The sequence below is a fragment of the Gemmatimonas sp. genome (genome assembly GCF_036405635.1).
Classification (GTDB): domain Bacteria; phylum Gemmatimonadota; class Gemmatimonadetes; order Gemmatimonadales; family Gemmatimonadaceae; genus Gemmatimonas.
In genome coordinates this window covers 34,622-49,658 of record NZ_DASWXE010000065.1, presented here as the reverse complement: position 1 = coordinate 49,658, position 15,037 = coordinate 34,622, and the positions used below count along the sequence as shown (strand labels likewise).

General features: G+C 63.4%; 10 protein-coding genes. 3 read left to right on the top strand and 7 right to left on the bottom strand.

Going from position 1 to position 15,037, the window contains the following annotated elements; translation table 11 throughout:
• The 5 genes from VGE27_RS04775 to VGE27_RS04755 all read right to left on the bottom strand — a co-directional run.
• The coding region (locus tag VGE27_RS04775; protein ID WP_331048492.1) for a S9 family peptidase at positions 1-1,467 on the bottom strand (1,467 nt) is incomplete at its 3' end.
• The gene (locus VGE27_RS04770; protein ID WP_331048491.1) at positions 1,468-3,264 is read right to left on the bottom strand and encodes a hypothetical protein; all 1,797 of its coding nucleotides are present in this window, start codon (positions 3,262-3,264) and stop codon (positions 1,468-1,470) included.
• A 38-nt stretch (positions 3,265-3,302) separates the two neighbouring features.
• A complete protein-coding gene (locus VGE27_RS04765; RefSeq protein ID WP_331048490.1) occupies positions 3,303-4,217 on the bottom strand; it encodes an ATP-binding cassette domain-containing protein in 915 nt (304 codons plus the stop codon).
• A gap of 38 nt (positions 4,218-4,255) precedes the next feature.
• On the bottom strand, positions 4,256-4,666 hold the full coding sequence (locus VGE27_RS04760; protein WP_331048489.1) for a GntR family transcriptional regulator: 411 nt from the start codon (positions 4,664-4,666) through the stop codon (positions 4,256-4,258).
• 313 nt (positions 4,667-4,979) lie between these two features.
• Positions 4,980-6,608: a sigma-54-dependent Fis family transcriptional regulator gene (locus tag VGE27_RS04755; protein ID WP_331048488.1), complete on the bottom strand. Its 1,629-nt coding sequence runs from the start codon at positions 6,606-6,608 to the stop codon at positions 4,980-4,982.
• 255 nt (positions 6,609-6,863) lie between these two features.
• On the opposite strand from VGE27_RS04755, the gene VGE27_RS04750 reads away from it, so the two are divergent.
• Positions 6,864-9,245, top strand: coding sequence for a PAS domain S-box protein (locus tag VGE27_RS04750; RefSeq protein WP_331048487.1), 2,382 nt, complete (start codon positions 6,864-6,866; stop codon positions 9,243-9,245).
• A 230-nt stretch (positions 9,246-9,475) separates the two neighbouring features.
• Here VGE27_RS04750 and VGE27_RS04745 read toward each other — a convergent pair whose 3' ends face one another.
• Positions 9,476-10,189, bottom strand: a complete 714-nt coding sequence (locus VGE27_RS04745; RefSeq protein ID WP_331048486.1) for a hypothetical protein — start codon at positions 10,187-10,189, stop codon at positions 9,476-9,478.
• Between the two features lie 509 nt (positions 10,190-10,698).
• On the opposite strand from VGE27_RS04745, the gene VGE27_RS04740 reads away from it, so the two are divergent.
• Positions 10,699-12,228, top strand: coding sequence for a transposase (locus VGE27_RS04740; protein WP_331048485.1), 1,530 nt, complete (start codon positions 10,699-10,701; stop codon positions 12,226-12,228).
• 261 nt (positions 12,229-12,489) lie between these two features.
• Here the strand turns inward: VGE27_RS04740 and VGE27_RS04735 are convergent, their stop codons facing one another.
• Positions 12,490-13,326: an abortive infection family protein gene (locus VGE27_RS04735; RefSeq protein WP_331048484.1), complete on the bottom strand. Its 837-nt coding sequence runs from the start codon at positions 13,324-13,326 to the stop codon at positions 12,490-12,492.
• A gap of 140 nt (positions 13,327-13,466) precedes the next feature.
• On the opposite strand from VGE27_RS04735, the gene VGE27_RS04730 reads away from it, so the two are divergent.
• On the top strand, positions 13,467-14,996 hold the full coding sequence (locus tag VGE27_RS04730; RefSeq protein WP_331048483.1) for an IS1182 family transposase: 1,530 nt from the start codon (positions 13,467-13,469) through the stop codon (positions 14,994-14,996).
• Positions 14,997-15,037 lie beyond the last annotated feature (41 nt).

Genomic DNA, 15,037 nt, shown 5'->3' with positions numbered 1-15,037 from the left:
CAGCAGCCAGCGCACGCCTTCCACGATATCCTGCTGCACTCGGCCGTTCCCATAGTCGCCGTTGGGCGCGAACGTGTACGCGAGTCCATGTCCGGTGGAGCCGCGGAAGTTCGACTGGAACACCACGTAGCCGCGGTTGGCGAGAAACTGCGCGGTCCCATCGTAGCCGGCGCGGAAATGATTGGCCGGGCCACCGTGCACATGTGTGATGAGTGGCGCACGCGCGGCGTCCACGCCCGGCGGCAGCAGCACGAAGCCGTGCACACGCGTGCCATCGGAAGCGGTGTAGGCGATGGCGAGCTTGCGCGCGAGCGCAGTTTCCGGCGGCGAACCGGCGGTGATGCCGGGGTCATCCAGGATGCGCCGGAGATTCCCGGTGCGCGAGTCGTACAGGTACCAGCGCGCATCACGCAGCGTCGGCGCGCGTTCGCTCACCAGCCAGTGCGCCGACGGGCCGTTTCCGGCTTGCAGGTCGATATCGCGACCCGGGAATTTCTTCGCGATGGCAGTGACGATGGCCTGCGCGTCGTCAATGCCATAGGTCGCGGCGATGGTGCTGCGGTAGCTCGCCGCCAGCGGCTCCTGCGTGCGCGGATCGACCACCACGCCATCGAGGTCGGCCTCCCCGCGCGGATCGTGGTGCAGCGTCTGCAACGTGTTGTTCGTGTCCAACCGCAGCACGCGGCGGAATTTGCCATCGCTTCCGTCGCCGGCATTGCCCGTCATGAGCAGGCTGCCGTCGGCGCGCACCGTCAGCAGGTTCAGCCGCTGCATCGGCTGCAGACGTAGCGCCTCACGTATGCTGCCGTCGCCGCGAACACGATACAGCGCGTCGAAAGCACCTTCGAAGCGCGTCAGCGCGACGACGCGGCCCTGTGCATCAAACGCGACATCGTGAATCCAGCGCGCGTCCTCGCGCAGCACGGTACGCTTGCCCTGTGCGTCCATGCGCACCACACGCCAGCGTTCGCCCTTGCCGGCAGCGACACGTTCACCCAGCAGCACCGCGGCCGGCTGCGAGGGATCGAGCTTGATCACCCGTCGCCGTTCGCTGCCGCCCAATGGCACACGCACACCGGTGCGACCATCGGTACCAACGATGGTGAGCACACGCGATGCGCGCAGAAACAACCATCTACCATCGCGCGACCACATCACCTGGTCGGCCTGCGTGCTGCCCACCAGCATGCGCGCGTCGCCGCCACCGGCCGGCAGCAGCCACAGCGCGCGCGAATCCTTCTGCTCACGCAGGTACGCCACCGCATCGCCAGCCGGCGACAGCTCGGCGGCCACCAGCGTGCGATTCTCGAGGAAGGCCGTACGCGGCAGGCGCGGCGCACGCGGCAATTCACGCTCTGCGATAGCCGCCGTGCGTAGACTTTGTGCGGCCTGCGCAGATACAGCGCGGGGCGCAAGCAGCAGCGCGCACAGCACCTGCGTGCCACACAGGATTCGGAACATCGTCATTCAGGCGGCCACCGGCAGGACTTCGCGCCGCGGGTACATGAGCCACAGACTGGCCAGCGCCGGCAGACCGATCACGCCACACAACAACACCCAGCCCCAGCGGCCGCGCGGCGAATGCGTTTGCTTGGCCGTAAGCCACGCCGCGCTCAATAGCGATAGCACACCGCACGCTGCGGCCAGCCACAACACCGGCATGGGCATCGATTGTGGCTTCGCGCGCAGCGGATCTTCCTTCGCGAACAGATCCTGCGCCCCCAGACTGAGTTCGCGCAGCAACGGCGACAGCCAGGTGTTGCGGTTGATGTAGACCGACGGCAGGTCGATCGACAGCGCGCGGCGCGCGACTTCACGCGCTTGGCCCCGGCCATCCACACGCAGCACCTGCTGGAACGGATGCTGCAGTTCGCCGCTCCCCACACCCCAGATGTACGTGAAGGACACCAGGTAACCGTCCAGCAGTTCGATCACGTCCATCCGGCCGAGCTGGCCGACAGGGCCCGGCATCGCCACGCGCATCAGTGGTTGCAGCAGATCGAGTCCGTTCATCGCTTCGCGGCCGGGATAGAAATACGCGGCGCGGTCGCTGAGCATCACGATGTTGTCGCCGGCCGGCTCTGGCGGACTGGCCATCACTTCGCCTGCTAGTAGACGGAAGCGTTCGAACATGCGCCGCTGCTCGCTGTCGTACTGATAGGCGGCGTGCGCGTTGTACAGGTAGGTCGCGCCGTACGGCATGGTCGGCGCCGGGAACGCGGCCTGTTCTTCACCCACACCCAGCTCACCGATCCGGCGCTGGTCGCGCAGACCACGCGTGACAAAACGCGCGCGATCGTGACTGTACACCATCCACACGTTGTTGTCGGCGTCGCCCAGTTCCAGCGGCGAGAGATTGGTCATGCTCCCCTGCACCGGCAGCATGCGCAGCGGATGCGTGGTGTACACGTCGGACAGTGCGATCTGTTCACGCCACAGCGCGGCTTCCGGTTCGCGACTGCGCTCGATGCCGAGCAGCAGCATGGTCTTGCCATCGGCGCGTTCCGCTTCGGTGTAGCCGCCCTTGGGTGGCGTGGGCCTGTTGAGCGGATGTGTGCCGGTGACCGACCACGCCACTTCCACGCCGTAGCCCAGCATCCAGACCAGGAAATACGCGCCGAGTTGCACCGGCAGCGCGATTGTGAGCACCGCGGCAGGATTGCGGGGCGGCGCGGACGTATCCGGCTTGAACGCCACCGCCAGCATTGCCGCGAGGAACGCGATCACCACACACTGCACGCCCAGCATCGCCACGCCCGAGGCCTGTGCATACACCAACAGGGCTGGCAGCAGGAAGGCGGCGAACGAATACCGACGGTTGCCCACCATCGCGTACGCGCCGGCGAGGTAGCTGGACACCGCGATCAGCCATGCCGCCAATGGCAGTAGCCAGTGACGCAGGTCGACCACGCGCGCCGTCATCGTCTCCTGGTACAGCGCGACCAGTGCAATCGGCAGCGCCGTCGCCAGCAGCAGGAGTGTGGCACTGGCACCGGTCAACGCACCCGCGATCTGCCAACGGTGCAACGGACGGTGCAACAGGCTGAGCCACTGGTTCGGTTTGCGGTACGTGCCCATCTGGTACATGCCCAGCAGGGCGCCGGCCACGCCGTACACCGCGCCGAACACCTGGTAGACGAGGAGCGGCTGTTGTGCCATGTCGACCATGCTGCTGAGAAAGCCCAGCACGACGACATTGAGGATTGCGGCGACAGCGGTCCACAAGCGGAAGCGCAGCAGCTCGCCCTTGAAGAGATCATTCATGTTGTTTGTGTTACGGATGGACTTGATTCGTCGCGCGATCAGGCAGCGTTTGGCGCAGCGTGGTTCTTGGCCAGAAAGGCATTGACCGCACGGTCCAGACTCACGGGCATCGACTGCACGTTGCGGGCCCCGGCCTCACGCAGGAAACGCTCGAAGCCTTCGTCCTGGTCCAGCACCAGGTAGTGTTGCAGTCCGTCCAGTTGCTGCATTTCCAATAGACCCGGCACGGTGTGCAACGCCGGCCCCTTGAAGGGCACATCGGCAATCCAGTGGCTCACGCGCGCCGTGAAATCTTCCGGCGCCGACATGTGCCTGAGCTGCCCGCGCTCGAGGATGATGAGATTGTCGGCGACACGCTCGATCTCCTCCATCTGGTGCGAGCAGTAGATCACCGTGCAATCATCGGTGGCGTTGCTGTACATCAGCGATTCGAGGAACGCGCGCTTGGCCACCACGTCGAGGCCCAGCGTGGGTTCGTCCAGCACCAGCAGTTCAGGTCCCTGCGCCAATGCCAGCGCGAGATTGAAGCCGGCGCGTTCGCCGCGCGAAAGCTGGCCGACTTTCTGTTCCGGCAGCACGTGGTAGTGACCGATCACATTGTCGTAGGCGTGCTGATTCCAGCGCGGGTACTGGTGTTGCTGCATCGCCGCGACCTGCGACACCCGCATCCAGCTCGCGAGTGTGTGTTCTTCATTGACGAAGCCGATGCGACTGCGATCGTGCGGCGTCAGCGACTGGCTGTCCTTGCCGAGTATGCGGGCCTCGCCCGCACTCGGCGGCAGAAAGCCCATCAGGATGCGAAACAGCGTGGACTTGCCGGCACCGTTGGCGCCGACGATGGCGTGGATGCGTCCGCGCGGAATGCGCAGGTCGAGATGGTCCAGCGCCAGCTTGCGCCCGTAGCGTTTGCTCAGCGCGCGGGTCTCTATGACGTAGTCGGTGACATCGCCCATGGTGATCGTCTCGGCAGGAGGGAGGTCCGTCGGCGCGTTCAGGCGCGCTTGCGGGGAGCGAGCTGCTGCAACCCGTGGGCGACCCGCGCCTGCACCTCGGCTGGCGAGAAGCCCAGTGGTACCACGTCGTGGATGAAGTGGTCGATGGCCATATCCAGCCGGCGGTCACGCTCGGCGTCGGACAGGCGCTGGCGTGGTGCGGCCACGTACAGGCCCATGCTCTGCCGCGACTCCAGCCAGCCCTCGGTGGTCAGCTCGGCATAGGCCTTGGCCACCGTATTCGGATTGATGGTGAGCTGCTGGGCCAGGCCGCGCACGCTGGGCAACTGGTCGCCGGACTCCAGTTCGCCGGTGGCGATCTTCACCCGTACCGCGTCGGTGATCTGCTTGATGATGGGTCGCGGATCGCCGGTGGCGATCTGCAGCATCAGGGGGCGTGTTCTGGCCATGGGGTCTCGTATTAGTTGTACTAGTCATAGTAGTACATTCAATACAGACCAGTCAAGGCATATGGGAGTGAAGGTGCGAGCAGCGTGAAACGGCAAGGCGCTGTCAGTGGCGCCTGTTGTGCTCGGTTGTTGGCGGCTGGTTTCCGGGGCGGTATCGGAAATCGAATCAATCGTTGGGCGTCGAAACGTCGCCCCGTACACTGACGAGAAAGCGGTGCTGGCTCACGCGTGCGTGCCAATCGGAAGACCTACGCGACGTGGGCCTGTCCACGATCGCATGCTGGCCGCGTCGGCGGAGGTCGCAGGGTCGTCATCACGAGGTCGGCAGATCCTCATGCCCCTTCGCATTGACATGCAGCTTGGCGAGTCTCGACCGTAGTGTGTTCGGATTGATGCCGAGAATGGACGCTGCACCGCGCGGGCCGCTGACGCGTCCTTTTGTTGACGCAAGCACACGCTGTAGATGCTCGCGCTCGACGGACTCCATGGTGCCAAGCACTTTCGACGGCACCGCTCCAAGGTGCCCATCCATCGGCACCGACACGATGGGGCCAGTCGCGAGGACGCACGCACGCTCGATCACGTTCCGCAGCTCGCGAATGTTACCGGGCCAGCGATACCGCTTCATCGCTCGCATGCTTTCGCTCGTCACATCGGTGAACGGTTTGGCAAGGACTCGCTGAAAGTGCTTGAGAAAGTGTCGGACGAGCAACGGAATGTCCTCGGGTCGGTCGCGCAGCGGCGGTAGACGCAGCGGAAGCACATTGATCCGATAGAACAGGTCCTCACGAAATCGGCCCTGCGCGACCTCGGCGCCGAGATCGCGGTTCGTCGCTGCGATCAGTCGGGCGTCGGCGTGAATCGACCGTTCGCCGCCGACGCGAACGAACTCCCGCTCCTCGATCACGCGCAGCAGCGCCGCTTGCACCCCCAGCGGAAGTTCACCGATTTCGTCCATGAAAAGGGTGCTCTTGTTCGCGAGCTCGAAGCGGCCCAGACGACGGCCGACCGCTCCAGTAAACGCTCCACGCTCGTGACCGAACAACTCGCTCTCGGCCAGCGTCGGTGTGATTGCGCCGCAATTCATCGTGATGAACGGACGTGTGCCTCGCGCGCTGCGGCGATGGATTGCGCGTGCGATCAGCTCCTTCCCCGTGCCGGTCTCTCCCGTGAGAAGAACCGTGGTGTCTGTGGGCGCAACAACAGACGCCAGATGCAGCACGTCGCGCAGCAACGTGCTGCGGCTGATGATCCCTTCGGATCCGTCGTCCCCGTCAATTTCCTTCTGCAGATACTCGGTTTCAGCGAGGAGGCGGCGGCCATGCTTTTCGGAATCGGCAAGAAGCTTCGACCCCTTGATCGCCATGGTCGCCTGAAACGCCACGACCTGAAGCTGCTCGAACGCGTCTTCGCTGATCGGTCTACGAAACGACAGGCACAGTACGCCCTGAATCTCGTCACGGAATACCAGCGGGTACGCCACAACCGCCGTCGCACCGAACCGTGTCAGTGCATCCCGAAGCTGCGTGTCGATGCGCAGATCGTGCTGCACATCGTCCACCCGCACCGGTGTCTTCGACGTCGTCACGACGGTGAAGAGGAACTGACCGGATCGGGACTTGTGCTCGTCCCCTTCGATGCTTGCCTCCTTGCCGGCGGCAGAACACAAGTGCAACGCGACCTCGTTGGTGCGCGCCCCCCGCGCCCTTGATGGGCGATGCCGGCACGTCGTACAATCGCCATCACGTCCAAAAAGCCAGAGCCGTGCGGTAACCGCGTCGAGTTCCTCAATCAGCCCTGAAGTGATCGCCTCGAGCGTGTCATTGATGTGCGGCGAGATCACCATCTGCTGCATCACGCGGCGCACCAGCGCGACGAAACGCGCCTGCCCTTCGGTCGGCGTCGCGGCGTAGTTGGCTGACGTCCGCCTTGCGTAATGCATCCGAACCTCCCCGGTGCCGGGCGCTCACCGTATTTGACGAATTCGCGACATCTCGTAGCGGCGTCACGTGCCGCCGCACGCCGGGCGGCCCGGCGAATCGCCGCGAAGCGAATGTACGACAAGAACTTACGGCGCCGGTCCATGGGCGCGATAGGTGTGGCGCGTCGGTTGCTATGAACATCGGTGTCACCTGTCTCCGTTCCTGCGCGCACTGTGCACGAAAGGCGGAGGAGGGTCGCTCACCCGATAATCGCCATGTCCAAGCCGCTGCACCGTGATGCGCCTGCCGGAAACACCGAACGAATTCGCGTTCTCCTCATCGAAAGCCGTCGAGCTGATCCGCAGTTGCGGCGCGCGCTGACATTCCAGACACGACGAGCGCGGTTTTCTCTCGAATGTGTCACCGGGTTCACGGCCGGCGTGGAGGCGATTCGACGTCGCGCACACGACGTCTGTCTGCTCGATTCACGTCTCGACGGAGAAAGCGGGCTGAAACTCGTGGCCGAAGCCAACAGCGGCGGTGTCGAGGCGGCCATGATCGTCCTGGCCAACTCGCCGAACGAGGTGGACTCGCTGCATGCAAGCGAGGACGGGGTTTCAGACTGGCTTCTCAAGAGCGATGTGTCGGCCGATCTGGTGAGCCGAGTGATCATGCACGCCATCGAACGGAAATCGTTTGGGCGCGCCCAAGATGCAGCGCGTGCCGCATTGCAGAAGACAGAGAATCGGTTTCGTCTGCTCCTCGATTCGACTGGCGAAGGGATCTATGGTTTGGGGTTGGACGGTGTATGCACATTCGTCAATCCGGCCGCGCTGCGCATGCTGGGCCACCAGCACGAGTCCGACCTGATTGGCAAGCCGATTCATGACATCGCACATCACTCGTTCAAGGATGGGCGGCGCTACCCACAGTCTGAATGCGCAATCATTCAGGCCTACGTGCGCGGCGATGGAGCACACGTCTCGGACGAAGTGTTCTGGCGTGCCGATGGCACCAGCTTTCCGGTGGAATACTGGTCGTACCCGATCAGGGAAGGAGACACCGTGGTGGGCGCCGTCGTGACGTTCCTCGACATTTCTGACCGACTGCGCACGCAAGTGACGCTGGCGAGGAGCGAGTCCCGCTTTCGCACCATTGTCGAAGCGTCGTTCGACGCAATAGTCATTCACGAAAACGACATCATCGTCGAAACGAATCGCGGCTTTTCGGGCCTGTTCGCCTGTGAATCGGACGAGATCATCGGACGCTCTGTCCTCGACTTCATCGCCGACGAGTCGCTCGAATTGGTGCGGCATCGCATTGCTGAAGGCACTGAAGGGAAGTACGACCTCATTGGCAAGCGCAGCGATGGTCGGACCGTCTTCCTTGAGGCGATGAGTCGCACCCACACGGTCAACGGCGCCAAAGAGCGCATCACGGGGTTGCGCGATGTCACGGAGAAGAGGCGGATCGAGGCCCGCTTGCGGCAGGGCCAGCGCATGGAAGCGATGGGACGTCTCGCCGGCGGCGTCGCACACGATTTCAACAACCTCCTTACAGTCATCGCGAGTTGCACGGGGTTCCTCACCGAGGGTCTCGCGCCGAATGATCCACGACATGGGGAACTTCGCGAGATCGATCGCGCCGCCGCTGCAGCGGCGGCGCTCACCAGGCAACTTCTGGCGTTCAGCAGACAGCAGCCGATCGCGCCGCAACTGGTCCGCCTCGACGAGGCAGTGGCCAACTCAACGGCTTTGCTCGGTCGACTGATCGGCGCGCAAGTGGCGCTGGAGACCACGCTGCGGGATTCGTCCACTGTGCGAATTGACCCGTGCCAGCTCGATCAGGTGCTGATGAACCTTGCAGTGAACGCGCGTGATGCAATGCCGGCAGGCGGCGTGCTCCACATTGAAACGGCGCCCGCCGAGAAGGATGACCTACCGCACGGCGCGGCATCCTGTGACGTGGTTGCATCCACGCAGTATGTGCGGTTGTCAGTCACCGACACGGGTACGGGAATCGACGAGTCGACGCAAGCGCGCGTCTTCGAGCCGTTCTTCACGACCAAGACGCCGGGCGAAGGGACGGGGCTCGGTCTGGCGACGGTCTACGGCATTGTGAAGCAAAACGGGGGGTTCATCCGACTCAAGAGCGAGCGCGGCAGAGGATCGACGTTCGATCTCTTTCTTCCGCGTGTCGAGGATGCACCGACGGCCGCTCGCGCGACGCCTCCGCGCCTACGATCGTCGATGGAAACAGGCACGGACCTGGCGGGCACCGAAACGATTCTTCTGGTCGAGGATGACCCTGCGGTGCGGGCGGTCGTGTGGGCGAGTCTTGTGCGCTACGGGTATCACGTCCTCGAGGCCGCGAGTGGCGCAGAAGCACTCGATATTGCCACCAAAGTCACGGTCCCGATCGATCTCCTGCTCACCGACATTATGATGCCAGGTGTGAACGGTCGTGAAGTCGCCGAGCGGATGACCGCAATTCAGCCGAAGACCAAGGTGTTGTTCGTCTCGGGCTACGTCGGCGAGGTTCTCGCCGGATGCGACACCGCCGGAGCGCGAGCGGAGCATCTCCAGAAGCCGTTCTCCGCGACGACATTGGTTCGCAAGGTGCGCGAGATACTGGACACGCAAGCTTCAATCGGGTGACGTTTCGCCGGTCACCATTCGCGCACCGGACCTAGGGGGAAGGGCTTCGCTTTCGTCGTCCTCCGGGCCCCTGCCATGACATCATGCGTCTGCAAGTTCTGACCTGCAGTCTGCGCGCGAACCGTCGGAGCGTCTTCGTAGTGAACGACGCGGCTCGCCGCGATCACCCGCACCATCCCCGGTGCCGTCACTCAAGGAAAACTGTTGACCATGTCCCCGGCTGTTCATCGTCAGACTTGACGGCGACTCGTTAGGCGCTGCTCCGCGATACGGAGCCACTTTAGAGGCAGGTCATCGAATTCGTCGCTCATGCTCAAGGTCGCGGGCACGCAGACACCGCTGTCGCCGAGGGAGCGTTTCGTGACTTTCCCGTAGCAGTCAGCATAGAACGTTGAGCATAGTACGCCCGGAGACACATAGGTCTTCGTGTCAGCATCCCAATCTTCCTTCTTCGACGCTTGCCCATCGAAGAAAATCTTCAGAGCAGCCAGGAAATCGTACTTCTTCCCGATGCCCATCGCCCCCTCTATCGCGATCAACCAAGCATCCTTCGTAGCTGAAACGCGTCGCGGGCGGCGGACACAAATCGCGTGCCTTCCGCAGTAATCGTATAGCCATGATGCCTGGACCGACCCGCCTTTGACCAGGGATTCGAAGGATGCCTCGACCACGCGAAGGCCGTCCCCAAGATACAGTGCAACGTGCGTCCAGATCGCATCTCGCTCTGCGTAACCGAGAGCGCTCTGTGTTTCGCTAATCTTGCGGGAGATCACGTCTGGCACAATCTCGCGGAGCAAAACAAGGTCTCCCGCCTGCAGATTGCCAGTGTCGATCATCTTTCCAAAGTCCCGAAACCGCTCGGGGATTCTACCGGTCGGTCTCCAAGAGTGCTCTCCGCTTGGCTCGGTATCTGGCAGAAGTTCAAAAACGTCGGAGTTACTCATGCGGTTGCTCCTTCCGAGCCATCAGTCGCAACGCTTGGTATGGCGACCCCCAGCACCGTACCCGTGTCCTCAGACCACCTGACATTCACACGCGTTCCAACTCTGATCCCAAGCTCGTCCCACGTTTCTCCGCAATAACCTGCGATCATGTCAGCGGTAAAGCAGAGGGAACGACGAGCCTCGTTCTCTACGACTAAATATGCGAACGAATCGTCGACGAGACGGGTGATCTGAGCTTCCACCCAGTCGCGTTCTGGAGTCGCTTTCCACATCCACGCTAGCTGCTGCTGTGTTGTTGGATGGGAGACGTGCCCCTGTTCAGCCTGCTGCATCTGTGGTTGCGTCATGATATCGCTCGCATCGCGTGAACCTGGATCAACAAGTTGAGCCACCTAACGAGGCTGTAGAAAAAGCCCGAGTGAGTGTCCGTGATATGCAACTTGCCATTCAATCGGGCGTACGCCTCTCCAGAGGAATCTGCGCGCACGTTCGTCGCCCGTCGAGAGGCCATGGCCCGCTACAAGCACATCGACACCCAGCCGAAGTTCATCCCGGTCGACCTGGCGGCCCAGCTGCTGCCCGGCACGTTTGAGCATGCGCTCCACCATCTGCGCGACCGCGCGATCGATTGCACGCCGTTCGATACGCGGTATCGCAATGATCTGACGGTCGCGCCGGCCTACCCGCCCGCGATGCTGCTCCGCGTGGTCTTGTTCGCGTATGCGCGAGGGATCGTGAGCAGCCGCGCGATTGCCCGCGCCTGCGAAGACCACGTCACGTTCATCGCGCTGAGCGGGGACTCCCGGCCGCACTTCACCACGATCGCCCACTTTGTCAGTACCCTGGGCGATCAGATCGCGCCGATCTTCGCGGCGGTGTTGGCGGTGTGTGATCGTCAGGGCCTCATTGGGCGCGAGATGTTTGCGATTGACGGCGTGAAGCTGCCCAGCAACGCGTCGAAGCATCGGAGTGGGAGCCGCGCCGACTTCGAACGGCAGGCCGCCAAGATGGAACGCGCGGCCGAACAGATGCTCGCGCGGCATCGCGCCGAGGATGCACGGGACGTGGAGCCGACGCTCGCCGCCAAGGATGCAGCCCGACGCGACCGCCTCGTGCGCGACGCGGCGGAGCTCCGCACCTGGCTGGCGCAGCATCCCGACGAGCGACGCGGCGCGAAGGGCGCGGTGCGCAAGAGCAATCGCACGGACAACGAGAGTGCGAAGATGGCGACCAGCAAGGGCGTCATTCAGGGGTATACGGGCGTGGCCACGGTCGATGCCACCCATCAGATCATTGTCGATGCGCAGGCGCATGGCGTGGGCGCGGAGCAAGAGCTGCTATTGCAAGCCGTGTCCGCCACGGCCGCGCTGCGCACGCCTGAAACGCTCATCACGGCCGATGCGGGCTACCATAGCGAAGCGAATCTGCGCGCGCTCGCGGAGGCGCAGGTCCCCGCACTGATCGCTGATGGGCAGATGCGCCGGCGTGATGCGCGCTTCGCCACGCAGGATCGCTATACGACACTTCCGCATCCCCTGCATGACAAGTCGCAGCCGACGCGGGCACCGCTCGCCGTCTTTGGCCCGGACGATTTTCAGTATGATCCCGTGGCGCGGACGTGTGTGTGTCCCGCCGGCAAGTCGCTGTATCGCAAGGGGGCGCAGAACATCACCCGTGATCACATCGGCGAACACTTTCGCGGCGCCAAGCGCGACTGCGGTCCCTGTGCGTTACGCGCCCAATGCTTGCGCACGCCGGACACGACGCCCGTGCGGAATGTGGCGTTCTTCCGGGGCCGCGTCAGCACCCAGCGCGTGAATCACAGCGCGCTGATGCGCGAGCGCATCGATTCACCCGAGGGTCGCACGCAGTATGCGCAGCGCTTCGCGACCGTCGAACCGGTGTTTGCGAATCTGCGCGCCAACAAGCGGCTCGATCGTTTCACGCTGCGCGGGCGCGTGAAGGTCGATACGCAATGGAAGTTGTATTGCCTCGTGCACAACATCGAGAAACTGGCGCACGCGGGATACGCGGCGTAGCCAGCCCACAGGCGCAACGGATCGCGATTTGCGGCGACCACCGTCCCCAAAACGCGCCTAATCTCATCGATCCACTTCGGAGTCATGCATCGACGGGTATCGTCGACTCAACTCGCCGTCGAAATCGACTTATCCTACAGGCTCAACGCCTAGCTCTGCCGCAGGGCCCCAAAAAAAATGCGGCAGGCGAACGCAGTGAGCCAGCCGCGCTCCTTGAACACCCTGTCGGCAGCAGCGACTCGTTATACGGCACCGTGCGGATCAAGGCCGTTCCCAATGAGTCTCGAGAAGAAATGTGGCCAATGTGGTCGCCGCGCCGGCAGCAAGCCGTGCATGGCGAGGCTGCATGGCTTGCTTCTTCTGCGTTCTGCCGTGACCTGTGCCGTACAGGTTGCGCACTTCTGCTAGCGACTGCACTACCACACCCAAATTCGCCAGAAGTTTTCGTATTGACTCCACGCCTTTGACAGAATCGTGGACGTTGGCCGGGAGAAGCTCCAGACACTCACGCGTCTCCTTTCCCAGCCGAACCAAGTCCCATTCTGGATCGATAGTCACCCCACGCTCTTCCAGGACAGTCTTGCATGCACTCTCGACGAGCTCTTTTGCTGTGCCGACTGCGAGCGCCGGATCAGATTCGATCGCATCGTGGATGCGTACTATCTGACGTTGAAGTTCCGGCGCGTCGACCTTGGCCAAGGCGACGTTCACACTGTCGATCTGGAGGCGCGGTGAAGTGGCTCGTATGCGACTGTTCTCGTACCTGAAGCCGTCTCGCTCAATGCAACGCAAGAGTTTCCTACGTACGTCCTTGCCTGCATCCCAACTTGGTGTCTGAGCAATCGAGTCGTCGAGGTTGATCAGGATCGCCTCGAAGACATCTAGCACTCGCCGGACGACGGTGGCGTCGGACCAGTCGATCCGGACGTAGTACTGCTCGACGCGTGTGCGCCGCTGGCCGCCAATGTTCGGCGGATCATAGGCCCAATCCGGCGTCAAATCTCCGACTCCGAAGACCAGGTCGATCTCGCCGAGAGTATAGGAGACCAGATGCTCGCGGAACTGGTTTCGAGTATTGCGACTAACTAGGTCTGGCACAAAGCAAAGTCAGTGTTTGCCGTATAACGAAGGTGTAGAATAAGCCCGATTGCGCTGCGCGACTGAATGGAACTTCACTGGCAATGGGCCGTACGCCTCTCCAAGAATCTGCGCGCACGTTTGCCGCCCGTCGAGAGGCCATGGCCCGCTACAAATTCATCGACACCCAGCCGAAGTTCATCCCGGTCGACCTGGCGGCCCAGCTGCTGCCCGGCACGTTTGAGCATGCGCTCCACCATTTGCTCGATCACGCGATCGATCTCACGCCGTTCGATGCGCGGTATCGCAATGACGCGACCGGCGCGCCGGCCTATGCGCCGGCGATGCTGCTCCGCGTGGTGCTGTTTGCCTACGCGCGCGGGATCGTAAGCAGCCGGGCCATCGCCAAGGCCTGCGAAGACCACGTCACCTTTATCGCACTGAGCGGTGACTCCCGGCCGCACTTCACCACCATCGCGCATTTCGTAAGCACCCTGGGCGACCAGATCGCGCCGATCTTTGCGGCGGTGTTGGCCGTGTGTGATCGCCAGGGCCTCATTGGGCGCGAGATGTTTGCCATCGATGGCGTGAAGCTGCCGAGTAACGCGTCGAAGCATCGGAGTGGGAGCCGGGCCGACTTCGAGCGCCAGGCCACCAAGATGGAGCGCGCGGCCGAACAGATGCTGGCGCGACATCGGGCCGAGGATGCCCGAGACGTGGAGCCGGCGCTGTCCACGAAGGACCAGGCACGGCGGGAACGGCTCGTGCGCGATGCCGCGGAACTCCGCACGTGGCTCGCGCAGCATCCCCACGATCGACGCGGCGCGAAGGGGGCGGTGCGCAAGAGCAATCGCACGGATAACGACAGTGCGAAGATGGCGACCAGCAAGGGCGTCATTCAGGGGTACACGGGCGTGGCCACGGTCGATGCCGCACACCAGATCATCGTGGACGCACAGGCCCATGGCGTGGGCGCCGAGCAGGAACTGTTGGTGAAAGCCGTCTCCGCCACCGCCTCGCTGCGCACGTCCGATACGCTCATCACGGCCGACGCGGGCTACCATAGCGAAGCGAATCTGCGCGCGCTCGCGGAGGAACACGTGAACGCCCTGATCGCCGACAAGGACCTGCGGCGTCGCGACGCGCGCTTCGCCACGCAGGCGCGCTACACGACGCTCCCGCATCCCCTGCACGACAAGTCGAAACCGGCACGGAAGCCGCTCGTGGTGTTCGGCCCGGAAGACTTTCGTTACGATCCCGTCGCGCGGACGTGCGTGTGTCCCGCAGGGAAATCGCTCCAGCGACGGGGCGCTGCGCGCGTCACGCACGATCACATCGGCGCGCACTTCCAAGGCGCGAAGCGCGACTGTGGCCCCTGTGCATTGCGCGGCCAGTGCTTGCGCACACCCGACACGACGCCCGTGCGCAATGTGGCGTTCTTCCGGGGCCGCGTCAGCACCCAACGCGTGAATCACAGCGCGGTGATGCGCGAGCGCATCGACACGCCCGAGGGTCGTGCCCACTATGCGCAGCGCTTCGCGACGGTCGAACCGGTGTTTGCGAACCTCCGCGCCAACAAGCGGCTCGATCGTTTCACGCTGCGCGGGCGCGTGAAGGTCGATACGCAATGGAAGTTGTATTGCCTCGTGCACAACATCGAGAAACTGGCGCACGCGGGATACGCGGCGTAGACCGTCTGTAAGCGCCATGGATCGCGATTGATGGCGATCAT

Excerpts from the sequence above, each read along its gene's own strand:
- VGE27_RS04770 (WP_331048491.1), bottom strand. The coding sequence starts at position 3,264 with ATGAATGATCTCTTCAAGGGCGAGCTGCTGCGCTTCCGCTTGTGGACC.
- VGE27_RS04765 (WP_331048490.1), bottom strand. The coding sequence starts at position 4,217 with ATGGGCGATGTCACCGACTACGTCATAGAGACCCGCGCGCTGAGCAAA.
- VGE27_RS04760 (WP_331048489.1), bottom strand. The coding sequence starts at position 4,666 with ATGGCCAGAACACGCCCCCTGATGCTGCAGATCGCCACCGGCGATCCG.
- VGE27_RS04755 (WP_331048488.1), bottom strand. The coding sequence starts at position 6,608 with ATGCATTACGCAAGGCGGACGTCAGCCAACTACGCCGCGACGCCGACC.
- VGE27_RS04750 (WP_331048487.1), top strand. The coding sequence starts at position 6,864 with ATGTCCAAGCCGCTGCACCGTGATGCGCCTGCCGGAAACACCGAACGA.
- VGE27_RS04745 (WP_331048486.1), bottom strand. The coding sequence starts at position 10,189 with ATGAGTAACTCCGACGTTTTTGAACTTCTGCCAGATACCGAGCCAAGC.
- VGE27_RS04740 (WP_331048485.1), top strand. The coding sequence starts at position 10,699 with ATGGCCCGCTACAAGCACATCGACACCCAGCCGAAGTTCATCCCGGTC.
- VGE27_RS04730 (WP_331048483.1), top strand. The coding sequence starts at position 13,467 with ATGGCCCGCTACAAATTCATCGACACCCAGCCGAAGTTCATCCCGGTC.